Source organism: Mesorhizobium sp. AA22 (assembly GCF_001672375.2).
In the GTDB taxonomy this organism is placed as follows: domain Bacteria; phylum Pseudomonadota; class Alphaproteobacteria; order Rhizobiales; family Rhizobiaceae; genus Mesorhizobium; species Mesorhizobium wenxiniae.
In genome coordinates, this window is sequence record NZ_CP048406.1 from 2,058,468 (window position 1) to 2,074,218 (window position 15,751).

The following is a 15,751-nucleotide window of genomic DNA, read 5'->3' on the forward strand; positions in this document are numbered from 1 at the left end:
ATGGGAATTCTGGGCCAAATAACAGGTCTTGCGCCAGATAAAGGCATCCGTGTGCTGGTCGGAAAGGCGCGCGATGCGCTGGATGCCGCGCCGAAAAAAAGACCGCATCGTTTGCACGACACGGTCGAAGTCTAGGGAGGAAACGCCCAAGGAGGGCATGGACAGGAAAGCCTGTCCGAGAACAAATCTATTGTGCGATGCACAAATGTCAAGCCGTCGACCGGCGTTTTTAATTCACTATGATGTGGAAATTGGATATCGAGGGCGCTAGCGTTGCATTCGAGCAACAGTTGTCGATGCGCAAAAGTTCCGCACGCCCTTGTTTTGGCGGAAAACCACAGGCAAACGACGGTTCCAGCACGCACGCGGGAGAATCAGTTGGACATCAGCATCGATTTCATGCGGCGCATTGCGCATGCCGCCGCAGCCGAAACCTTGCCGCGCTTCCGCAGCCAAGGCGCGGTCGCCAACAAGGAGCAAGGCAGCTTCGACCCGGTCACCGAGGCCGACCGCGAGGCCGAGCGGGTCATCCGGGCGCTTATATCAGCGGAATATCCCGATCACGGCATCCTCGGCGAGGAGCATGGCAGCGAGAACATATCCAGCAGGCATGTGTGGGTGATCGATCCGATCGACGGCACGCGCGCCTTCATTTCCGGCCTGCCGGTGTGGGGAACATTGGTCGGCCTGACGGTCGACGGCGATGCCATTGCCGGCATGATGTCGCAGCCCTTCACCGGCGAGCTTTTCTACGCCAACGCGTCCGGTGCCCATTATGAAGGCCCGGGCGGGCCGCGAAGACTGACGACGCGCAAGACAACAAGCCTTGCCGAGGCGACGCTGTTCACCACCACGCCGGCACTGTTCAAGGGAGACGCGCGTCTGCGCTACGACCTGTTCGAGCGGCAGGTCCAACTCGCCCGCTACGGCACCGACTGCTATGCCTTCGCCATGGTCGCGGCAGGAAGCGTCGACATCGTCGCCGACCCCGGTTTGAAACCCTACGATATCGTCGCGCTGATCCCGATCATCGAGAACGCCGGTGGCGTCGTCACCACCTTCGAAGGCGGACCGGCGGAAAGGGGTGGCGACATCCTGGCTGCGGCAACGCCGGAGCTTCATGCCGCCGCGATGTCGGCGCTGCGTGGCTGAGCGTGGAAAGCGTTCGGGCGGTGATTCCGCTCTCTGCTATGGAAGTGATGTCCCGGAGGGATTCACATGCCGACCCAGCCAACAACCAACCATTCCGAAGATGGGTCGGCAGAAAACGCTCCGGCAGACGGGCGGCCCGATTTCGATTTCTTCTTTGGCCGCTGGAACGTCAGCCATCGGAGGTTGCAGAAGCGCCTGCAAGACGACACAAACTGGGACGTGTTTGGCGGGACATGCGAAGTGCGCCCGATCCTTGGCGGCCTCGGCAATGTCGATGACAATGTGATTGAATGCCCGTCGAGGCCTATCGCGCCGCCACGTTGCGGACGTTCGATCCGGCGACGAGCCAATGGTCGATCTGGTGGATCGACGGCCGCAACCGGGCGACCATCGATATTCCGATGCGCGGCACCTTCGAAGCAGGCGTCGGCACGTTCCTGTGCAAAGACGTCTTCGACGGACGCAATCTACGTTCGCTTCCTGTGGTCGCGGATCACTGAAAAATCGGCGCGCTGGGAGCAGGCTTTTTCACCGGATGTCGGCAAGACCTGGGAGACCAATTGGATCATGGATTTCGTCCGGCAAGTGTAGGCAGCCGATCGACTTGGAAGGCATTTTTTCAAGCCGAGGCATGGATTTCAATGAGTTGAAGCGCTCTTTGCGCGTCCGGAGGGAGTGCGGTACTCAATCAACTCGTGTCGTCGCTTCCCGGGATGAAGGCATTGAAGGCGGCAAAGAACTGCTCGCGATAGAAGTCGGCTTCCTGCAATATTTCATGGCGTGCACCATCGATCACCAGCAGCGAACCGAGGCGCAGACGCCTGGTGTAGGTTTCCACCGCCTTGGTCGAGACGACCTGGTCGGCGCCGGCGGCGATCACCAGCAAGGGTACCTGGATCCTGGCCATGAAGTCGGGGTCGCTGATGGCCTCGGACGCCTCCGCCGCCGCTTTCAGCCAGCGTATCGTCGGGCCGCCGAGTGCCAGTTGCGGGTAGGTTTCGTAGATCAGCGTGTTGCGCCGATACCGCTCCGGATCCGATGTCACCATGTTGGCAGCAAACGGAATGGTTCTTCTGGGCCGCGGACCCCAGGCGGCATAAAGCTTGCCAAGGCCCAGAAGACAGAACAGCGAGCAGAGGCGGCGAACGGTGGTTGTCGAGACCGGCAGGTCGGGCACGGCCAGGAATGGCGCGATCAGCACCATGCGCCGTACGCGGTTCACCATCGACGGCGCAGCAAGCAGCGTAATCACCGCCCCAGCCGAATGGGCCAATATGTAATATGGGCCCCGGCAGTCGGGCAGCACGATCTCCTCGAAGAACTGTTCCAGGTCGCCGGTGTAGTCGAAGAAGCTCCGGACATAGCCGCGCTCACGGTCGCTGATCAGCCGATCGGAACCGCCCTGGCCGCGCCAGTCGAGGGTGGCAACGCCAAAGCCGCGATCGGCAAGGTTGCGGATGGTCTCGAAATACTTTTCGATGCACTCGTTGCGGCCGGTCAGCACGACCACGGTGCCCTTCATCGGGCGGGCAACGGCGGGAAAGAGGCCATAACGGATCTTCTTGCCGTCGCGCGTGGTGAAGAAACCACCGGCCGCATTTTCCGGTAGCGGATTGCCCGGAACTTCGCGGAAGAGGGGAATTTCGTTAAGAAGGTCCGTCATTCGGCGCTGCGTTTGTGTGTCGCTGCCTGCATGGCGCAAGCTTTGGTAGGCATAGACGTCCATGCAGCAAAAGCAAAGGAATTCCGGACGCGTTGGAGAGGCTGAACGAGGCAGCCAGCAAGTGAGGCCGAAAGCAGCTTGCGGCATGCTTCCGGCCCCCGTCGATCCGGGAGGAAGGGACGTTACACCCGGTCGGCCTCGTTGCGGTATCTCGCGCATAACCCCGAAAATCGCACCCGATTTTCGCTGTGAATCATGCGCAATCAAAGTGTTACAGCGTCGTTTGCGTGTCCGAGGGAACGCGCGACGCCGTAACCGCCGCCTGTTCCTTGATCCTGGAACCAGTCTAGCGCGACTTAGCTGAACGCCCGCCGAAGCCGCGGTTCATCTGCCGTTCATCGAGAAATCTTGAAATGCTTTCACGTGTTCCCCAAATGTCTGTTGCGGCCGCCAATGTCGGGGCCGCTGGCCTATCCGGAACGCCGTCACGGGTTTCGCACCGGCCATACGCAAACCTTGTTGCTCAACAGGAGAACACACTATGCGTCACGTTGATTTTTCCCCGCTCTATCGTTCGACCGTCGGTTTCGACCGGCTGTTCACCATGCTCGATTCGCTTGCGCAGCCTGAAAGTGCGCAGACCTATCCGCCCTACAACATCGAGCGCACAGGCGAGGATTCCTATCGCATCTCGATGGCGGTCGCCGGCTTCTCGGACGACGAGCTCTCGATCGAGGCTCACCGCAACGTCCTGACTGTCACGGGTGAGCGCAAGGAAGAGGGCAATGGCGAAGGCTCCGAACTGCTTTATCGCGGTATCGCCGGCAGGGCCTTTGAGCGCCGCTTCCAGCTTGCCGACCACGTTGACGTCGTCGGCGCCTCGCTGAAGAACGGCCTGCTCTTCGTCGACCTCAAGCGCAATATTCCCGAGGAGCTGAAGCCCCGCAAGATCGCCATCACCGCGTCTTCGGCGAAGGCCAAGCAGATCGAGGCTAACACCGCCGCGTAAGCCGCGTCACAAGCCTCAGGGACGAAGGGCGGCGCCTGGCGCCGCCCTTTTTTGGTGGATAAGGTGTCGCTATCCAGTAACTAGCTGGCCAAAGCGGTCGACCTCTTCGGCCGTGGTCGCAAAGCTGGTGACGAAACGGTAGAGCGCCTCGTCCTCGCCGATATGGCCGTCGAAGCCATGCGGCTTGTGCCAGTCGTAGAAGGCGGCACCGGCCAATTGCACCCGTTCAGCCTCGGCCTTTTTCATCACCGCGAACACTTCGTTTGCTTGCGGCAGCCAGGCCAGGCGAGCCGACGGGGAAACCTCGATCAGTGCAGCAAGGCGTGCTGCCGTAACGTTGGCGTGCCGGGCCGTGTCAAGCCACAGGTCGTCCTTGAAATAGGCTTCGAACTGCGCGGCGACGAAGCGCGATTTCGAGAACAATTGCGCCGCGCGCTTGCGCAGGAAGGCCAGTTCCCTGGCGCGGTCGAGATCGAATAGCACGATAGCCTCGGCGCACCAGCAGCCGTTCTTGGTACCGCCGAAAGAGAGGATGTCGACGCCGCGCTTCCAGGTCATCTCCGCCGGCGTCGTCTCTAGCGCGACCAGCGCATTGGCGAAGCGGGCGCCATCCATGTGCAGCGGCAGTTTGTGATGCTTGGCGATCGCCGAAATCCGGGCAATTTCGTTCAGTGTGTAGATGGTGCCGACTTCGGTCGACTGGGTGATCGACACCGCCATCGGGCGCCCGGAATGGACGATTTCAGGCGCGAATCTGCCCACTGCCCTGTCCAGGTTGTTCGGATCGATCTTGCCCAGCGCACCGTCGACGGGATAGAGCCGTGAGCCGCCGGTAAAGTATTCCGGCGCGCCGCATTCATCCTCAATGACATGCGACTCTCGATGGCAGAAGGAAATGCCGCCTGATTTGTTATAGGCGGTCAGCGACAGCGAATTGGCGGCGGTGCCGGTCGCCACGAAAAACACAGCGACCTCGCGCTCGAAAATTTCGTTGAAGCTCTGGTAGACAGCCTGGTCAAGGGCGCCGTCGCCATAGGCGGTGGAGAAGCCGCCGGCGTGGGCGGACAGGCCCGCGGCGATGTTGGGATGGGTGCCTGCCCAATTGTCGGAAGCGAACTTCATACGTTTGCCTGTGCTAGAAAATTCGATGCAACCTTGGCCGCTTTCGCATGCCGCTCGCAAGTGCCAAGCACCGAATAGGCGGTAACGCCAGCGAGAGCGGAAAACAGGACATAGGGGCGAAGGTTGCGTTTTGGCGTGGCCGCGCGTAATTTTCTGTCGCGGACAGCCCAAGATTGTTGTGAATCGGTCTTGTGCGCGTACGTGATTTCTGTCATAAAAATTTAGGACAGTAGTGCTGTCTTATTTTGTCGCACAAAACAGGCTGGATTGGCGTATCATTAGGCCTCTCCGGCCGCTGCCGCGAGCGACAGATAGACGGCCCGCTCTGGCCTGTACGATTACCGGATGCGAACCAGACCGCCTGGTTCGGCAAGGATTTCGCAAGACGTGCCGTAAGGATGAGAGGGAAGCTCATGCGCTTCCCAACGGAAACCAGCGCCCTAAGGGCTGGGGATGGAGGACAGGACGATGACGGAAGTGACGCCATCTGCGACGAACGGCCCGGCCGCGCAGACGAAAGCGCCAGCCGTCAAAAATCGGTCCCGAACCAAAATTGAGCGAACCGACACCGGCTTCGCCGCGCACGGCCTGTACGATCCGCGCAACGAGCACGATGCCTGCGGCGTCGGCTTCATCGTCAACATGAAGGGCGTGAAGTCGCATCAGATCGTCAAGGACGGCCTTGCGGTGCTCGAAAACCTGACGCATCGCGGCGCCGTCGGCGCTGATCCGCTGATGGGCGACGGCGCCGGCGTGCTGGTGCAGCTTCCCGACCGCTTCTTCCGCGAGGAAATGGCTAGCCAGGGCGTCGAATTGCCCAAGCTCGGCCACTATGCCGTCGGCCATGTGTTCATGCCGCGCGATCCGGAGCTTCAGGCGCATATCGAAGGCATCATCGCCGAGGTGGCGCAGCTCGAGGGCCAGCCGCTGCTCGGCTTTCGCGATGTGCCGGTCGACAATTCATCGCTGTCCAAGGCGCCTGATATCGCGGCTTCCGAACCGGTCCAGCGGCAGGTGTTCCTGGGCCGTGGCGCCGAGATCGAGAGCGACGACGATTACGAGCGGCGGCTCTACATCCTGCGCAAAGTCATTTCCGGTCGTATCCACGAGGAGACCAAGGGCGTCGACAATGGCTTCTATGTCGTGTCGATGTCATCGCGGACCATCGTTTACAAGGGCATGTTCCTGGCTTATCAGGTCGGCGCCTATTACAAGGATCTGACCGATCCGCGTTTCGAGACGGCGCTGATCCTGGTCCACCAGCGTTTCTCGACCAACACCTTCCCGTCGTGGAAGCTAGCGCATCCCTATCGGATGGTCGCCCACAATGGCGAGATCAACACCCTGCGCGGCAACGTCAACTGGATGGCGGCGCGGCAGGCTTCGGTCGATTCCGAACTGTTCGGCAACGACATCTCCAAGCTGTGGCCGATCTCCTATGAGGGGCAGTCGGACACCGCATGTTTCGACAATGCGCTCGAATTCCTGACGCAGGGCGGCTACTCGCTCGCTCACGCGATGATGATGCTGATCCCGGAAGCGTGGGCCGGCAACAAGTTGATGGATCAAGATCGCAAGGCCTTTTACGAATACCACGCCGCCCTGATGGAGCCGTGGGATGGGCCGGCGGCGGTGGCCTTCACCGATGGCCGCCAGATCGGCGCCACGCTCGACCGCAATGGGCTGCGCCCGGCGCGCTACATCGTCACCGACGACGATCGCGTCATCATGGCCTCGGAAGCCGGCGTGCTGCCGGTGCCGGAGGAGAGGATCGTCAAGAAGTGGCGGCTGCAGCCCGGCCGCATGCTGTTGATCGACCTGGAAAAGGGCCGCATCGTTTCCGACGAGGAGATCAAGTCGGAGATCGCGACCAGGCATCCCTACAAGAACTGGCTCGCCAACACCCAACTTATTCTGGAAGACCTGAAGCCGGTCGAGCCACGCGCATTGCGCAGGGACGTCAGCCTGCTCGATCGCCAGCAGGCGTTCGGCTACACCCAGGAAGACACCAAGCTGTTGATGTCGCCGATGGCGACCACCGGCCAGGAAGCGGTCGGCTCGATGGGCACCGACACGCCGATTTCGGCGATGTCGGACAGATCGAAGCTGCTCTACACATATTTCAAGCAGAACTTCGCCCAGGTCACCAACCCGCCGATCGACCCGATCCGCGAGGAACTGGTGATGAGCCTGGTGTCCTTCATCGGGCCGAGGCCGAACATCTTCGACCTCGTCGGCAATTCGCGTCGCAAGCGGCTCGAAGTGCGCCAGCCGATCTTGACGAATGGCGATCTCGAAAAGATCCGCTCCATCGGTCATACCGAGGACCGTTTCGACACCAAGACGATCGACATCACCTATGCTTCGAACGAAGGCGCAGCCGGCATGCAGGGCGCCATCGACCGGCTGTGCGAGCGCGCCGAGGCGGCGGTCGCCGGCGGCTACAACATCATCATCCTGTCCGACCGTCAGCTCGGGCCGGACCGCATCGCCATCCCGGCATTGCTGGCGACGGCGGCGGTCCACCATCATCTGATCCGCAAGGGCTTGCGCACCTCGGTGGGGCTCGTTGTCGAGTCCGGCGAACCACGCGAGGTGCATCATTTCTGCTGCCTTGCCGGCTATGGCGCCGAGGCGATCAATCCCTATCTCGCCTTCGACACGCTGCTCGACATGCATAAGCGCGGCGAGCTGCCGGCCGAGGTCGACGCCTATGAGGTTGTGTCCCGCTACATCAAGTCGATCGGCAAGGGCATTCTCAAGGTGATGTCGAAGATGGGCATCTCGACCTACCAGTCCTATTGCGGCGCGCAGATCTTCGACGCCATCGGGCTGAAGACCGATTTCGTGCAGAAGTATTTCACCGGCACCGCGACGCTGATCGAAGGCGTCGGGCTGGAAGAGATCGCGGCCGAGACGGTCAGCCGCCACGCTGACGGCTTCGGCAACGACCCGGTGCTGCGCAACAGCCTCGAGGTCGGCGGCGAATACATGTTCCGCATGCGCGGCGAAGCACATATCTGGTCGCCCGATGCGGTGGCCACTCTGCAGCACGCTGTGCGCCAGGGGTCGTGGGAGACGTTCAGGGACTATTCCGCTCAAATCGACAGCGAGACGGCGCGGGCGCAGAGCATTCGCGGCCTGTTCAAGATCAGGTTCGCCGAAGAAACCGGGCGCAAGAAGGCCGCGCTCGACGAGGTCATGTCGGCGGCCGATATCGTCAAGCGGTTCTCGACCGGAGCGATGTCCTTCGGCTCGATCTCCAGGGAAGCGCACACCACGCTGGCGCGCGCCATGAACACCATCGGCGGCAAGTCGAACACCGGCGAGGGCGGCGAAGAGGCCGACCGCTACCTGCCGCTGCCGGGCGGCGGCAAGAACCCCGAGCGTTCGGCGATCAAGCAGGTTGCCTCCGGCCGGTTCGGCGTGACGGCGGAATATCTGGTGAATTCCGATGTGATGCAGATCAAAGTCGCGCAAGGCGCGAAGCCCGGCGAGGGCGGTCAGCTGCCCGGTCACAAGGTCGATGCCACGATTGCCAAGGTCAGGCATTCGACGCCCGGCGTCGGCCTGATCTCGCCGCCGCCGCATCACGACATCTACTCGATCGAGGATCTGGCGCAGCTGATCTACGATCTCAAGAACGTCAATCCGGCGGCTGATGTCTCGGTCAAGCTGGTGTCCGAAGTCGGTGTCGGCACGGTTGCGGCCGGCGTCGCCAAGGCGCGCGCCGATCACATCACCATTTCCGGCTACGACGGCGGCACCGGCGCATCGCCGCTGACCTCGCTCAAGCACGCCGGCAGCCCGTGGGAATTGGGCCTTGCCGAGACGCATCAGACGCTGGTGCTCAACGGCCTCAGGTCGCGCGTCGCGCTGCAGGTCGATGGCGGCCTGCGCACCGGCCGCGACGTCGTCATTGGCGCGCTGCTTGGCGCTGACGAATTCGGCTTCTCGACCGCGCCGCTGATCGCGGCCGGCTGCATCATGATGCGCAAGTGCCATCTCAACACCTGCCCGGTCGGCGTCGCGACGCAGGATCCGGTCTTGCGCAAGCGCTTCAAGGGTACGCCGGAACATGTCATCAACTTCTTCTTCTATGTGGCTGAAGAGGTCCGGGCGTTGCTCGCCGAGATGGGTTACACCCATCTCGGCCAGATCATCGGCGACACCGATCTCTTGGAAAAGCGGGCGCTGATCCAGCACTGGAAGGCGCGCGGGCTCGATTTCGGCAAGATGTTCTTCAAGCCGGATGCCCCGCATGAGGCGGTGCACTGGACTGAGCGGCAGAAGCATCCGATCGACGACGTGCTCGACCGCAAGCTGATCGAGTTGGCCAAGCCGGCGCTGGAAGCCAGGCAGCCGGTCAGCATCGAGCTGCCGATCCGAAATGTCGACCGTTCGACCGGCGCCATGCTGTCCGGTGAAGTGGCAAAGCGCTTCAAGCACAAGGGCCTGCGCGAGGACACGATCGCCGTGAAACTCACCGGTACCGCCGGCCAGTCGTTCGGCGCCTTCCTGGCGCGTGGGGTTTCGTTCGAGCTGGTCGGTGCGGCCAATGACTATGTCGGCAAAGGCCTGTCGGGCGGCCGCATCGTCATCCGCCCGCCGGAGAACACCAAGATCGTCGCAGCGGAGTCGATCATCGTCGGCAACACGGTGCTCTACGGCGCGACCGAGGGCGAGGCCTATTTCAGCGGCGTCGCCGGCGAGCGTTTTGCGGTCCGCAATTCGGGCGTGGCCGCCGTCGTCGAAGGCGTTGGCGACCATGGCTGCGAGTACATGACCGGCGGCATTGTCGTCGTCATCGGCCAGACCGGCCGCAACTTTGCCGCCGGCATGTCGGGCGGCGTCGCCTATGTGCTCGACGAGGAAGGTGATTTCGCCGAGCGCTGCAACATGGCGATGGTCGAACTGGAACCCGTTCCCGAAGAAGACGACCTGATGGAGAAACTGCTCCATCATGGCGGCGACCTCGACCACAAAGGCCGCGTCGACGTGTCCGGCGACATGACCAGCCATGACGAGGAGCGGCTCTATCAGCTGATCTCGAACCACGTCCATTATACGGGTTCGGTGCGCGGCCGCGAGATCCTCGACAACTGGGCGACTTTCCGGCCGAAATTCCGGAAGATCATGCCGGTCGAATACCGTCGCGCGCTGATCGAAATGGAGCGCATGCGCATGGGCGTGGCGGCGGAATAGGCTTTGGGAGTTGCCGGGAAGCCAGGCTTCCCTGTCGACGCCTTCATCAACAATCCTAGCCTCGGACTGAAGGTTGCCATGGCTGCCTTATGAGGTTAACGGGTGCGTCTTCGAGCGCGCCATCTGGACAGCAGGGACTGGACTATGGGCAAGGTAACAGGGTTTCTCGAGATCGATCGGCAGGTGCACAAGTACCAGCCGGCTTCCGACCGCATCCGGCATTTTCGCGAGTTCACGCTGCCGATGTCGGACAAGGAGGTCGAGAAACAGGCCGCGCGCTGTATGGATTGCGGCATCCCGTACTGCCACGGGCCGACCGGCTGCCCGATCCACAACCAAATCCCGGACTGGAACGACCTCGTCTACAATGGCGACTGGGACAATGCGATCCGCAACCTGCACTCGACCAACAATTTCCCGGAATTCACCGGCCGCATCTGTCCGGCGCCTTGCGAGGAAGCCTGCACGCTCAACCTCGAGGACATTCCGGTCGCCATCAAGACGATCGAGCAGGCGATCGCCGACAAGGCCTATGAAACCGGTCATATCCGGCCCTATCCGCCGGAAAAGAAGACCGGCAAGCGCGTCGCGGTCATTGGCTCGGGGCCGGCCGGCATGGCGGCCGCCCAGCAGCTTGGCCGCGCCGGCCACGACGTTCACGTCTATGAGCGCGAGAGCCGGCCGGGTGGGCTGATGCGCTACGGCATCCCCGACTTCAAGATCGAGAAACACTATATCGACCGGCGCATCGAGCAGATGCAAGGCGAGGGCGTGAGCTTCCATTGCGGCGTCAATGTCGGCGTCGACAAACCGGTGGCGGAGCTGCTCGCCGAATACGATGCTGTGCTTTATTGCGGCGGTTCGGAAACACCGCGCCCGGCCAACATTCCCGGCGACGATCTCGACGGCGTGCATGATGCGATGCCCTATCTGGTGCAGCAGAACAAGCGCATCGGCGGCGAGCCGATCCAGTCGGTGGCGTGGCCCTCGCGGCCGATCGTCGCCGGCGGCCAGCATGTTGTCGTCGTCGGTGGCGGCGACACCGCATCCGACTGCGTCGGTACCGCCTTCCGCCAAGGCGCCGTTCGTGTCACCCAGCTCGACATCCGGCCGCAGCCGCCGGAAAAGGAGGACAAGCTTTCGGTCTGGCCCTACTGGGCGACGAAGATGCGCACCTCGTCCTCACAGGCCGAAGGCGCCGAGCGCGAGTTCCAGGTGGCAACGCTCGAATTCATCGGCGAGGACGGCGCGTTGACCGGCGTCAAATGCTGCGAGGTCGATGAAAAGCGCAAGCCGATCGCCGGCACGGAATTCGTCATCCGCGCGGATCTCGCCTTCATCGCCATCGGCTTTGCCGGGCCGGCTACCGTCGGACCGGTGTCGGAACTGGCTGGCCAGATGAAGATCGTCATCGACAGCCGCCGCTCGAACAACGTCGAGGCCAATGACCGCGACTACAAGACCAGCGTCGAAAAGCTCTATGCGGCGGGCGATGTGCGCCGCGGTCAATCGCTGGTCGTCTGGGCGATCCGCGAGGGCCGGCAGGCGGCTCGTTCGATCGACGAGGCGCTGATGGGATCGAGCGTGCTGCCGCGCTGAGTCTGTCTCGAGCGCTACTCCTGCGGCCATCTGAAGGCGCTTTCTGCCGTTCCGGTGCCCGGGGCAGGTTTAATGCATGTCGCGCAAAAGTGTGCAGCGGTTTTGCGATAACGACATGCTTAAAAAACAACAACCTAAAGCGCGTCGCATGAGGCCGGTCACACGCGACGCGCTTTAGGGAGTGATCGCCGTGGTCGTTTCGGTTGCGGCCGCCGCCGCAGGCTGTCCCCTGGGCGGCCAGGAAAAATCATCGGCGCGGCCGGGCGAAGCAGCGGGCGCCTTGCCCTCGACGACAAGTTTTTCGCCGGGCCCGTCCGCCTTCGCCGGCGATGCGGCGCCGAGAAGTTCAGAACCGCCATCGAGCGCCGGATCGTTGAGCAGCATCGGCACGGTGCGATCGACGGCCATGGGTGCCGGTGCCGGCGCCCCGACGGGAGCGCCCGCTGGCGCGTAAGCTGCCGGTGTGCCCGTGGGCGCGGTCATTCCAAGGATCTTCATCAAGGGTTTTTCGGCATAGAAGGCGAGCTTGCGTTTGCCGGCTTTCGACACATAGATGCCGTCGTCGGTGCGCAGGCGCACCGGCTGGCCGTTGATATCAGGTCCGCTGGTGACAAAGGCGCCGTCCTCGTCGACGAAACCGTCCCAGATGTCGACGAATTCGCCGCCATGGCTTTCGGCCGTCGAGCGGTAAATGTCGTTGAAAGCCAGCATGTCTGAGGTCATCTTCGGCGCCTTGAATGCCGGCATGCCGACCCATAGATACGGCACCTTGGCCGCTGCAATGGCGTTACCGAACGCTTCGGTCCGGCGTTCGTATTCGTTGGTCCAGGCCTCGGACCGCGGCTGTTCGCGTTCCCCGTTCACGCGCATTTGCTGCCGATCGTTGGAGCCCAGCATGACGATTACGGCCGCGGGCTTTTCGGTCTCGATCAGCGACTTGATCTGTTCGGGCCAGTTGTAGAAATCGTCACGCACGAAACCGGACGAACCGTTGCTGCGAACGACGATCCTGATCTTGGTGTTTTCGGCAAAGGCGGTATCGAGACCTTCGCCGAGGCCGCTCGCCATGAAATCGCCGACCACCAGAACGGTGCGGGCATCCGGCGCCTTCTCGACAATCGGGGTTGCCGGCTCAGCCGGCCGGCGCGGCGCGGCGCGGGGCTTTCTTGCTTTTAGCTTCCGTGGCCCGGCCCTCTGGATCTGTCGCGGTGGTTCCATCCACTCGGTTCGGCCCACCCGCTCGCTTCGGCGCAGAAACAACAAGTCGCGCAGCGACCAGCCACGCCTTTGTTCTTCCTGCGCCACGGCCGGCGTGTGAAAGACGGCGGCAGTGCTGACTGCCAGGACGGCAATAGCCAGAATCAGGATCGGCACGCGACGAAGGATCACACGGATACGCGAAGCCGAAACCAATTACCCTCTCCATCCCTTAAGAGCGCCGGACCCTCAACCGTGCCGCCGCTCAATCTTTTTTTGAGCATCGGATTTCCCCAAAACCGGTTTGGGCCGATGCTCCAGGTCTGCCCTATGCGAGGCTAGTTCTGCCTGAGCCATTTGAGCACTTCCATGCTCGGATGTCCGTCCTGGGTCAAGCCAGCCTTCGCCTGGAAGGCCATGATGGCGGCTTTCGATCCCTCGCCGATCTTGCCGTCGAACTTGCCGTCATAGTAGCCGTACTGGGAAAGCCGCTGCTGAAGCTCTTGCCTCTCCTCGAAGGAGAGCTTCGTGAAAGGCCGCTTCCAGTCCTGCACCAGCCCACCATGGCCGGCGATTTCGTCGGCAAGAAGGCCAACGGCAACCGCGTATTTGTCGGCATTGTTGTAGCGCTTGATGACCGAAAAATTCTTGATCATCAGGAAAGCCGGGCCGCCGCGGCCGCCTGGCACCTTCAGCGTGGCCTTCTCCGCGCTATTCTTGAACGGCTTGCCGTTGACACGCGTGACACCCAGCGCTTGCCATTGCGACAGTGACTTCGATCCGGCGGGGAACTTCTTTCCGTCGGGAAGGCTGACTTCATAGCCCCAGGTCTTGCCGGCCTGCCAGCCGTTCTTCTTGAGCAGATTGGCGGCCGTTGCCAATGCATCGGGAATCGAATTCCAGATGTCGCGCTTGCCATCGCCGTCCATATCGACCGCATAGGCCTGATAGCTGGTGGGAATGAACTGGGTATGGCCCATGGCGCCGGCCCATGAGCCGCTGAGGTGGCGTTTGTCGATGTCGCCCCTTTGCAGGATTTTCAGCGCCGCGATCAACTGGGTGCGGGCAAATTTCGATCGTCTCGAGTCGGCATAGCCAAGCGTTGCCAGCGAACGCACGACATTGCGCATGACATCGTCGCGCTTGAGGATTTCGCCGTAATTCGATTCCATAGACCAAATTGCCAGCAGGATATGACGGTCGACGCCGTATTTTGCCTCGATCCTGTCCAGCCATGGCTTCCACTTCCTGGCCATCTGCTGGCCGACAGCGACCGACTGGTCATGGACGCGGTTGTCGAAATAGTCCCAGGCGGGCGCGGTGAATTCGGGTTGATAACGCGCTTTTTCCAGCACGACCGGGTCGGCATCGCTGATGCCCTCGAATGCCCGGTCGTAAACGGCGCCGGAAACACCGCTCCGCACCGCGGTGGCGCGGAAGCTGGCCACCCATTGCCGGAAACCGGCGTCGGCAAAAGCCGATCCGGTGGGCATCAGCAAGGCAAGCGACAGGCTGGCGGCCGCAACGATGCTTGTGAAGCGCTTTGCGGCGTTGCGAACGGACATCTTTTCCTCCTTCTTCATCACAGGAAGACTATTCATCGCCGAACCCGGTTAGCATTTAGTTTACCATAGGTGGCGTTGGGAACGAAAAGGCGGGTTGGTGCTTTACAGACTACGAATTTCTTCTGACCAGCCGTTCCATAATCCTCGATTCCGGCACGAAAATGTCTTGAAGCGGGATTGCCGAACAGGCTTAGAAGCGGATAATTGACAGCATGAAGAGAGTTCGCAAGGCAGTTTTCCCGGTCGCCGGCCTCGGCACGCGTTTTCTCCCGGCCACCAAGGCCATACCCAAGGAAATGCTGACCGTCGTCGACAGGCCAGTCATCCAGTATGTGGTCGACGAGGCACGCGAAGCCGGGATCGAGCATTTCATCTTCGTGACCGGCCGCAACAAGGCGGTCATCGAGGACCATTTCGACGTCCAGTTCGAACTCTATGACACGCTCGCCCAGCGCGGCAAGGACGACGAGCTCGCCCGCCTGCAGCGGCTGCAACCCTCGCCTGGGCAAACCAGCTTCACGCGCCAGCAGGTGCCGCTGGGCCTTGGCCATGCCGTCTGGTGTGCCCGCGAACTGGTCGGCGACGAGCCCTTCGCGCTGCTTTTGCCTGACATGATCATGCAGTCGGAAAAAAGCTGCATGAAAGAGATGGTCGAGCTTTATGCCGAGACCGGCAACAACATCGTCGCGGTTCAGGAATGCGACCCCGCCGAGGCCCATAAATACGGCATCGTCGGCCGTGGCGAGGATACACATCACGGTTTCCGCATCACCGGTATGGTGGAGAAGCCGAAGACCGGCACGGCACCCTCCAATCTATACATCAACGGGCGCTACATCCTGCAGCCGGAGATATTTGGGATTCTCGAGGGCCAGGAGAAGGGCGCCGGCAACGAGATACAACTCACCGATGCGATGCTGAAGCTGGAGAAGCAACAGCCCTTTTATGGGTGCCACTACCAGGGGCGCACCTTCGATTGCGGATCGCCGGAAGGCTTTGTCGAGGCCAATGTCGCCTTCGCGCTGTGGCGCAGCGACATAAACGGACGCATGGCGGGCGTTATCCGCCAGCTTTTCGACGAGATGAAACTTTCAGAGCAGCGGGGCGCGGCGTTCTAGCTATGTCGCCCAAAAGCATGCCCTCGGGCTTGAACCGATGGTGCGCAACGGTTTTGGCATAAGAACAAGGTCCTCAAAACCACCGTTCCCGCCACGGCCTGACTTGAATCTCGACATGCCC

Annotated in this window: 11 protein-coding genes; 7 read left to right on the plus strand and 4 right to left on the minus strand. The window is 61.9% G+C overall.

The window, feature by feature from the left end:
* The 3 genes from A9K68_RS32245 to A9K68_RS31645 all read left to right on the plus strand — a co-directional run bounded on the left by A9K68_RS32245 (position 1) and on the right by A9K68_RS31645 (position 1,652).
* Complete coding sequence (locus A9K68_RS32245; RefSeq protein WP_281409498.1) at positions 1-135, plus strand: hypothetical protein; 135 nt, start codon at positions 1-3, stop codon at positions 133-135.
* Positions 136-378: 243 nt separating this feature from the next.
* Positions 379-1,152: a histidinol-phosphatase gene (hisN, locus tag A9K68_RS10190; protein WP_065007654.1), complete on the plus strand. Its 774-nt coding sequence runs from the start codon at positions 379-381 to the stop codon at positions 1,150-1,152.
* Positions 1,153-1,442: 290 nt separating this feature from the next.
* On the plus strand, positions 1,443-1,652 hold the full coding sequence (locus tag A9K68_RS31645; protein WP_246811338.1) for a hypothetical protein: 210 nt from the start codon (positions 1,443-1,445) through the stop codon (positions 1,650-1,652).
* 188 nt (positions 1,653-1,840) lie between these two features.
* On the opposite strand, the gene A9K68_RS10200 is transcribed toward A9K68_RS31645, so the two are convergent.
* Positions 1,841-2,815 carry an alpha/beta hydrolase gene (locus A9K68_RS10200; RefSeq protein WP_065007653.1) on the minus strand — a complete coding sequence of 325 codons (975 nt, stop codon included), beginning with the start codon at positions 2,813-2,815 and terminating at the stop codon, positions 1,841-1,843.
* A gap of 541 nt (positions 2,816-3,356) precedes the next feature.
* On the opposite strand from A9K68_RS10200, the gene A9K68_RS10205 reads away from it, so the two are divergent.
* Entirely contained in the window at positions 3,357-3,824 is a 468-nt protein-coding gene (locus A9K68_RS10205; protein ID WP_029349636.1) for an Hsp20 family protein, read from the plus strand.
* A gap of 69 nt (positions 3,825-3,893) precedes the next feature.
* On the opposite strand, the gene A9K68_RS10210 is transcribed toward A9K68_RS10205, so the two are convergent.
* Positions 3,894-4,946: a low specificity L-threonine aldolase gene (locus tag A9K68_RS10210; RefSeq protein ID WP_065007599.1), complete on the minus strand. Its 1,053-nt coding sequence runs from the start codon at positions 4,944-4,946 to the stop codon at positions 3,894-3,896.
* Between the two features lie 468 nt (positions 4,947-5,414).
* On the opposite strand from A9K68_RS10210, the gene gltB reads away from it, so the two are divergent.
* Both gltB and A9K68_RS10220 read left to right on the plus strand, forming a co-directional pair.
* Complete coding sequence (gene gltB / locus A9K68_RS10215) at positions 5,415-10,151, plus strand: glutamate synthase large subunit (protein ID WP_065007652.1); 4,737 nt, start codon at positions 5,415-5,417, stop codon at positions 10,149-10,151.
* 144 nt (positions 10,152-10,295) lie between these two features.
* Positions 10,296-11,750, plus strand: coding sequence for a glutamate synthase subunit beta (locus A9K68_RS10220; protein ID WP_065007598.1), 1,455 nt, complete (start codon positions 10,296-10,298; stop codon positions 11,748-11,750).
* A 174-nt stretch (positions 11,751-11,924) separates the two neighbouring features.
* On the opposite strand, the gene A9K68_RS10225 is transcribed toward A9K68_RS10220, so the two are convergent.
* Together A9K68_RS10225 and A9K68_RS10230 are read right to left on the minus strand one after the other, a co-directional pair.
* Entirely contained in the window at positions 11,925-13,163 is a 1,239-nt protein-coding gene (locus A9K68_RS10225) for a DUF459 domain-containing protein (RefSeq protein ID WP_065007597.1), read from the minus strand.
* A gap of 122 nt (positions 13,164-13,285) precedes the next feature.
* On the minus strand, positions 13,286-14,512 hold the full coding sequence (locus A9K68_RS10230; RefSeq protein WP_065007651.1) for a lytic murein transglycosylase: 1,227 nt from the start codon (positions 14,510-14,512) through the stop codon (positions 13,286-13,288).
* Positions 14,513-14,715: 203 nt separating this feature from the next.
* On the opposite strand from A9K68_RS10230, the gene galU reads away from it, so the two are divergent.
* On the plus strand, positions 14,716-15,630 hold the full coding sequence (gene galU / locus A9K68_RS10235; RefSeq protein WP_245485863.1) for a UTP--glucose-1-phosphate uridylyltransferase GalU: 915 nt from the start codon (positions 14,716-14,718) through the stop codon (positions 15,628-15,630).
* Positions 15,631-15,751 lie beyond the last annotated feature (121 nt).

Bases quoted from the DNA above. Each gene is read 5' to 3' on its own strand.
- A9K68_RS32245 (WP_281409498.1), top strand. From the start codon at position 1: ATGGGAATTCTGGGCCAAATAACAGGTCTTGCGCCAGATAAAGGCATC.
- A9K68_RS31645 (WP_246811338.1), top strand. From the start codon at position 1,443: ATGCCCGTCGAGGCCTATCGCGCCGCCACGTTGCGGACGTTCGATCCG.
- A9K68_RS10200 (WP_065007653.1), bottom strand. From the start codon at position 2,815: ATGACGGACCTTCTTAACGAAATTCCCCTCTTCCGCGAAGTTCCGGGC.
- A9K68_RS10205 (WP_029349636.1), top strand. From the start codon at position 3,357: ATGCGTCACGTTGATTTTTCCCCGCTCTATCGTTCGACCGTCGGTTTC.
- A9K68_RS10210 (WP_065007599.1), bottom strand. From the start codon at position 4,946: ATGAAGTTCGCTTCCGACAATTGGGCAGGCACCCATCCCAACATCGCC.
- gltB (WP_065007652.1), top strand. From the start codon at position 5,415: ATGACGGAAGTGACGCCATCTGCGACGAACGGCCCGGCCGCGCAGACG.
- A9K68_RS10220 (WP_065007598.1), top strand. From the start codon at position 10,296: ATGGGCAAGGTAACAGGGTTTCTCGAGATCGATCGGCAGGTGCACAAG.
- A9K68_RS10230 (WP_065007651.1), bottom strand. From the start codon at position 14,512: ATGTCCGTTCGCAACGCCGCAAAGCGCTTCACAAGCATCGTTGCGGCC.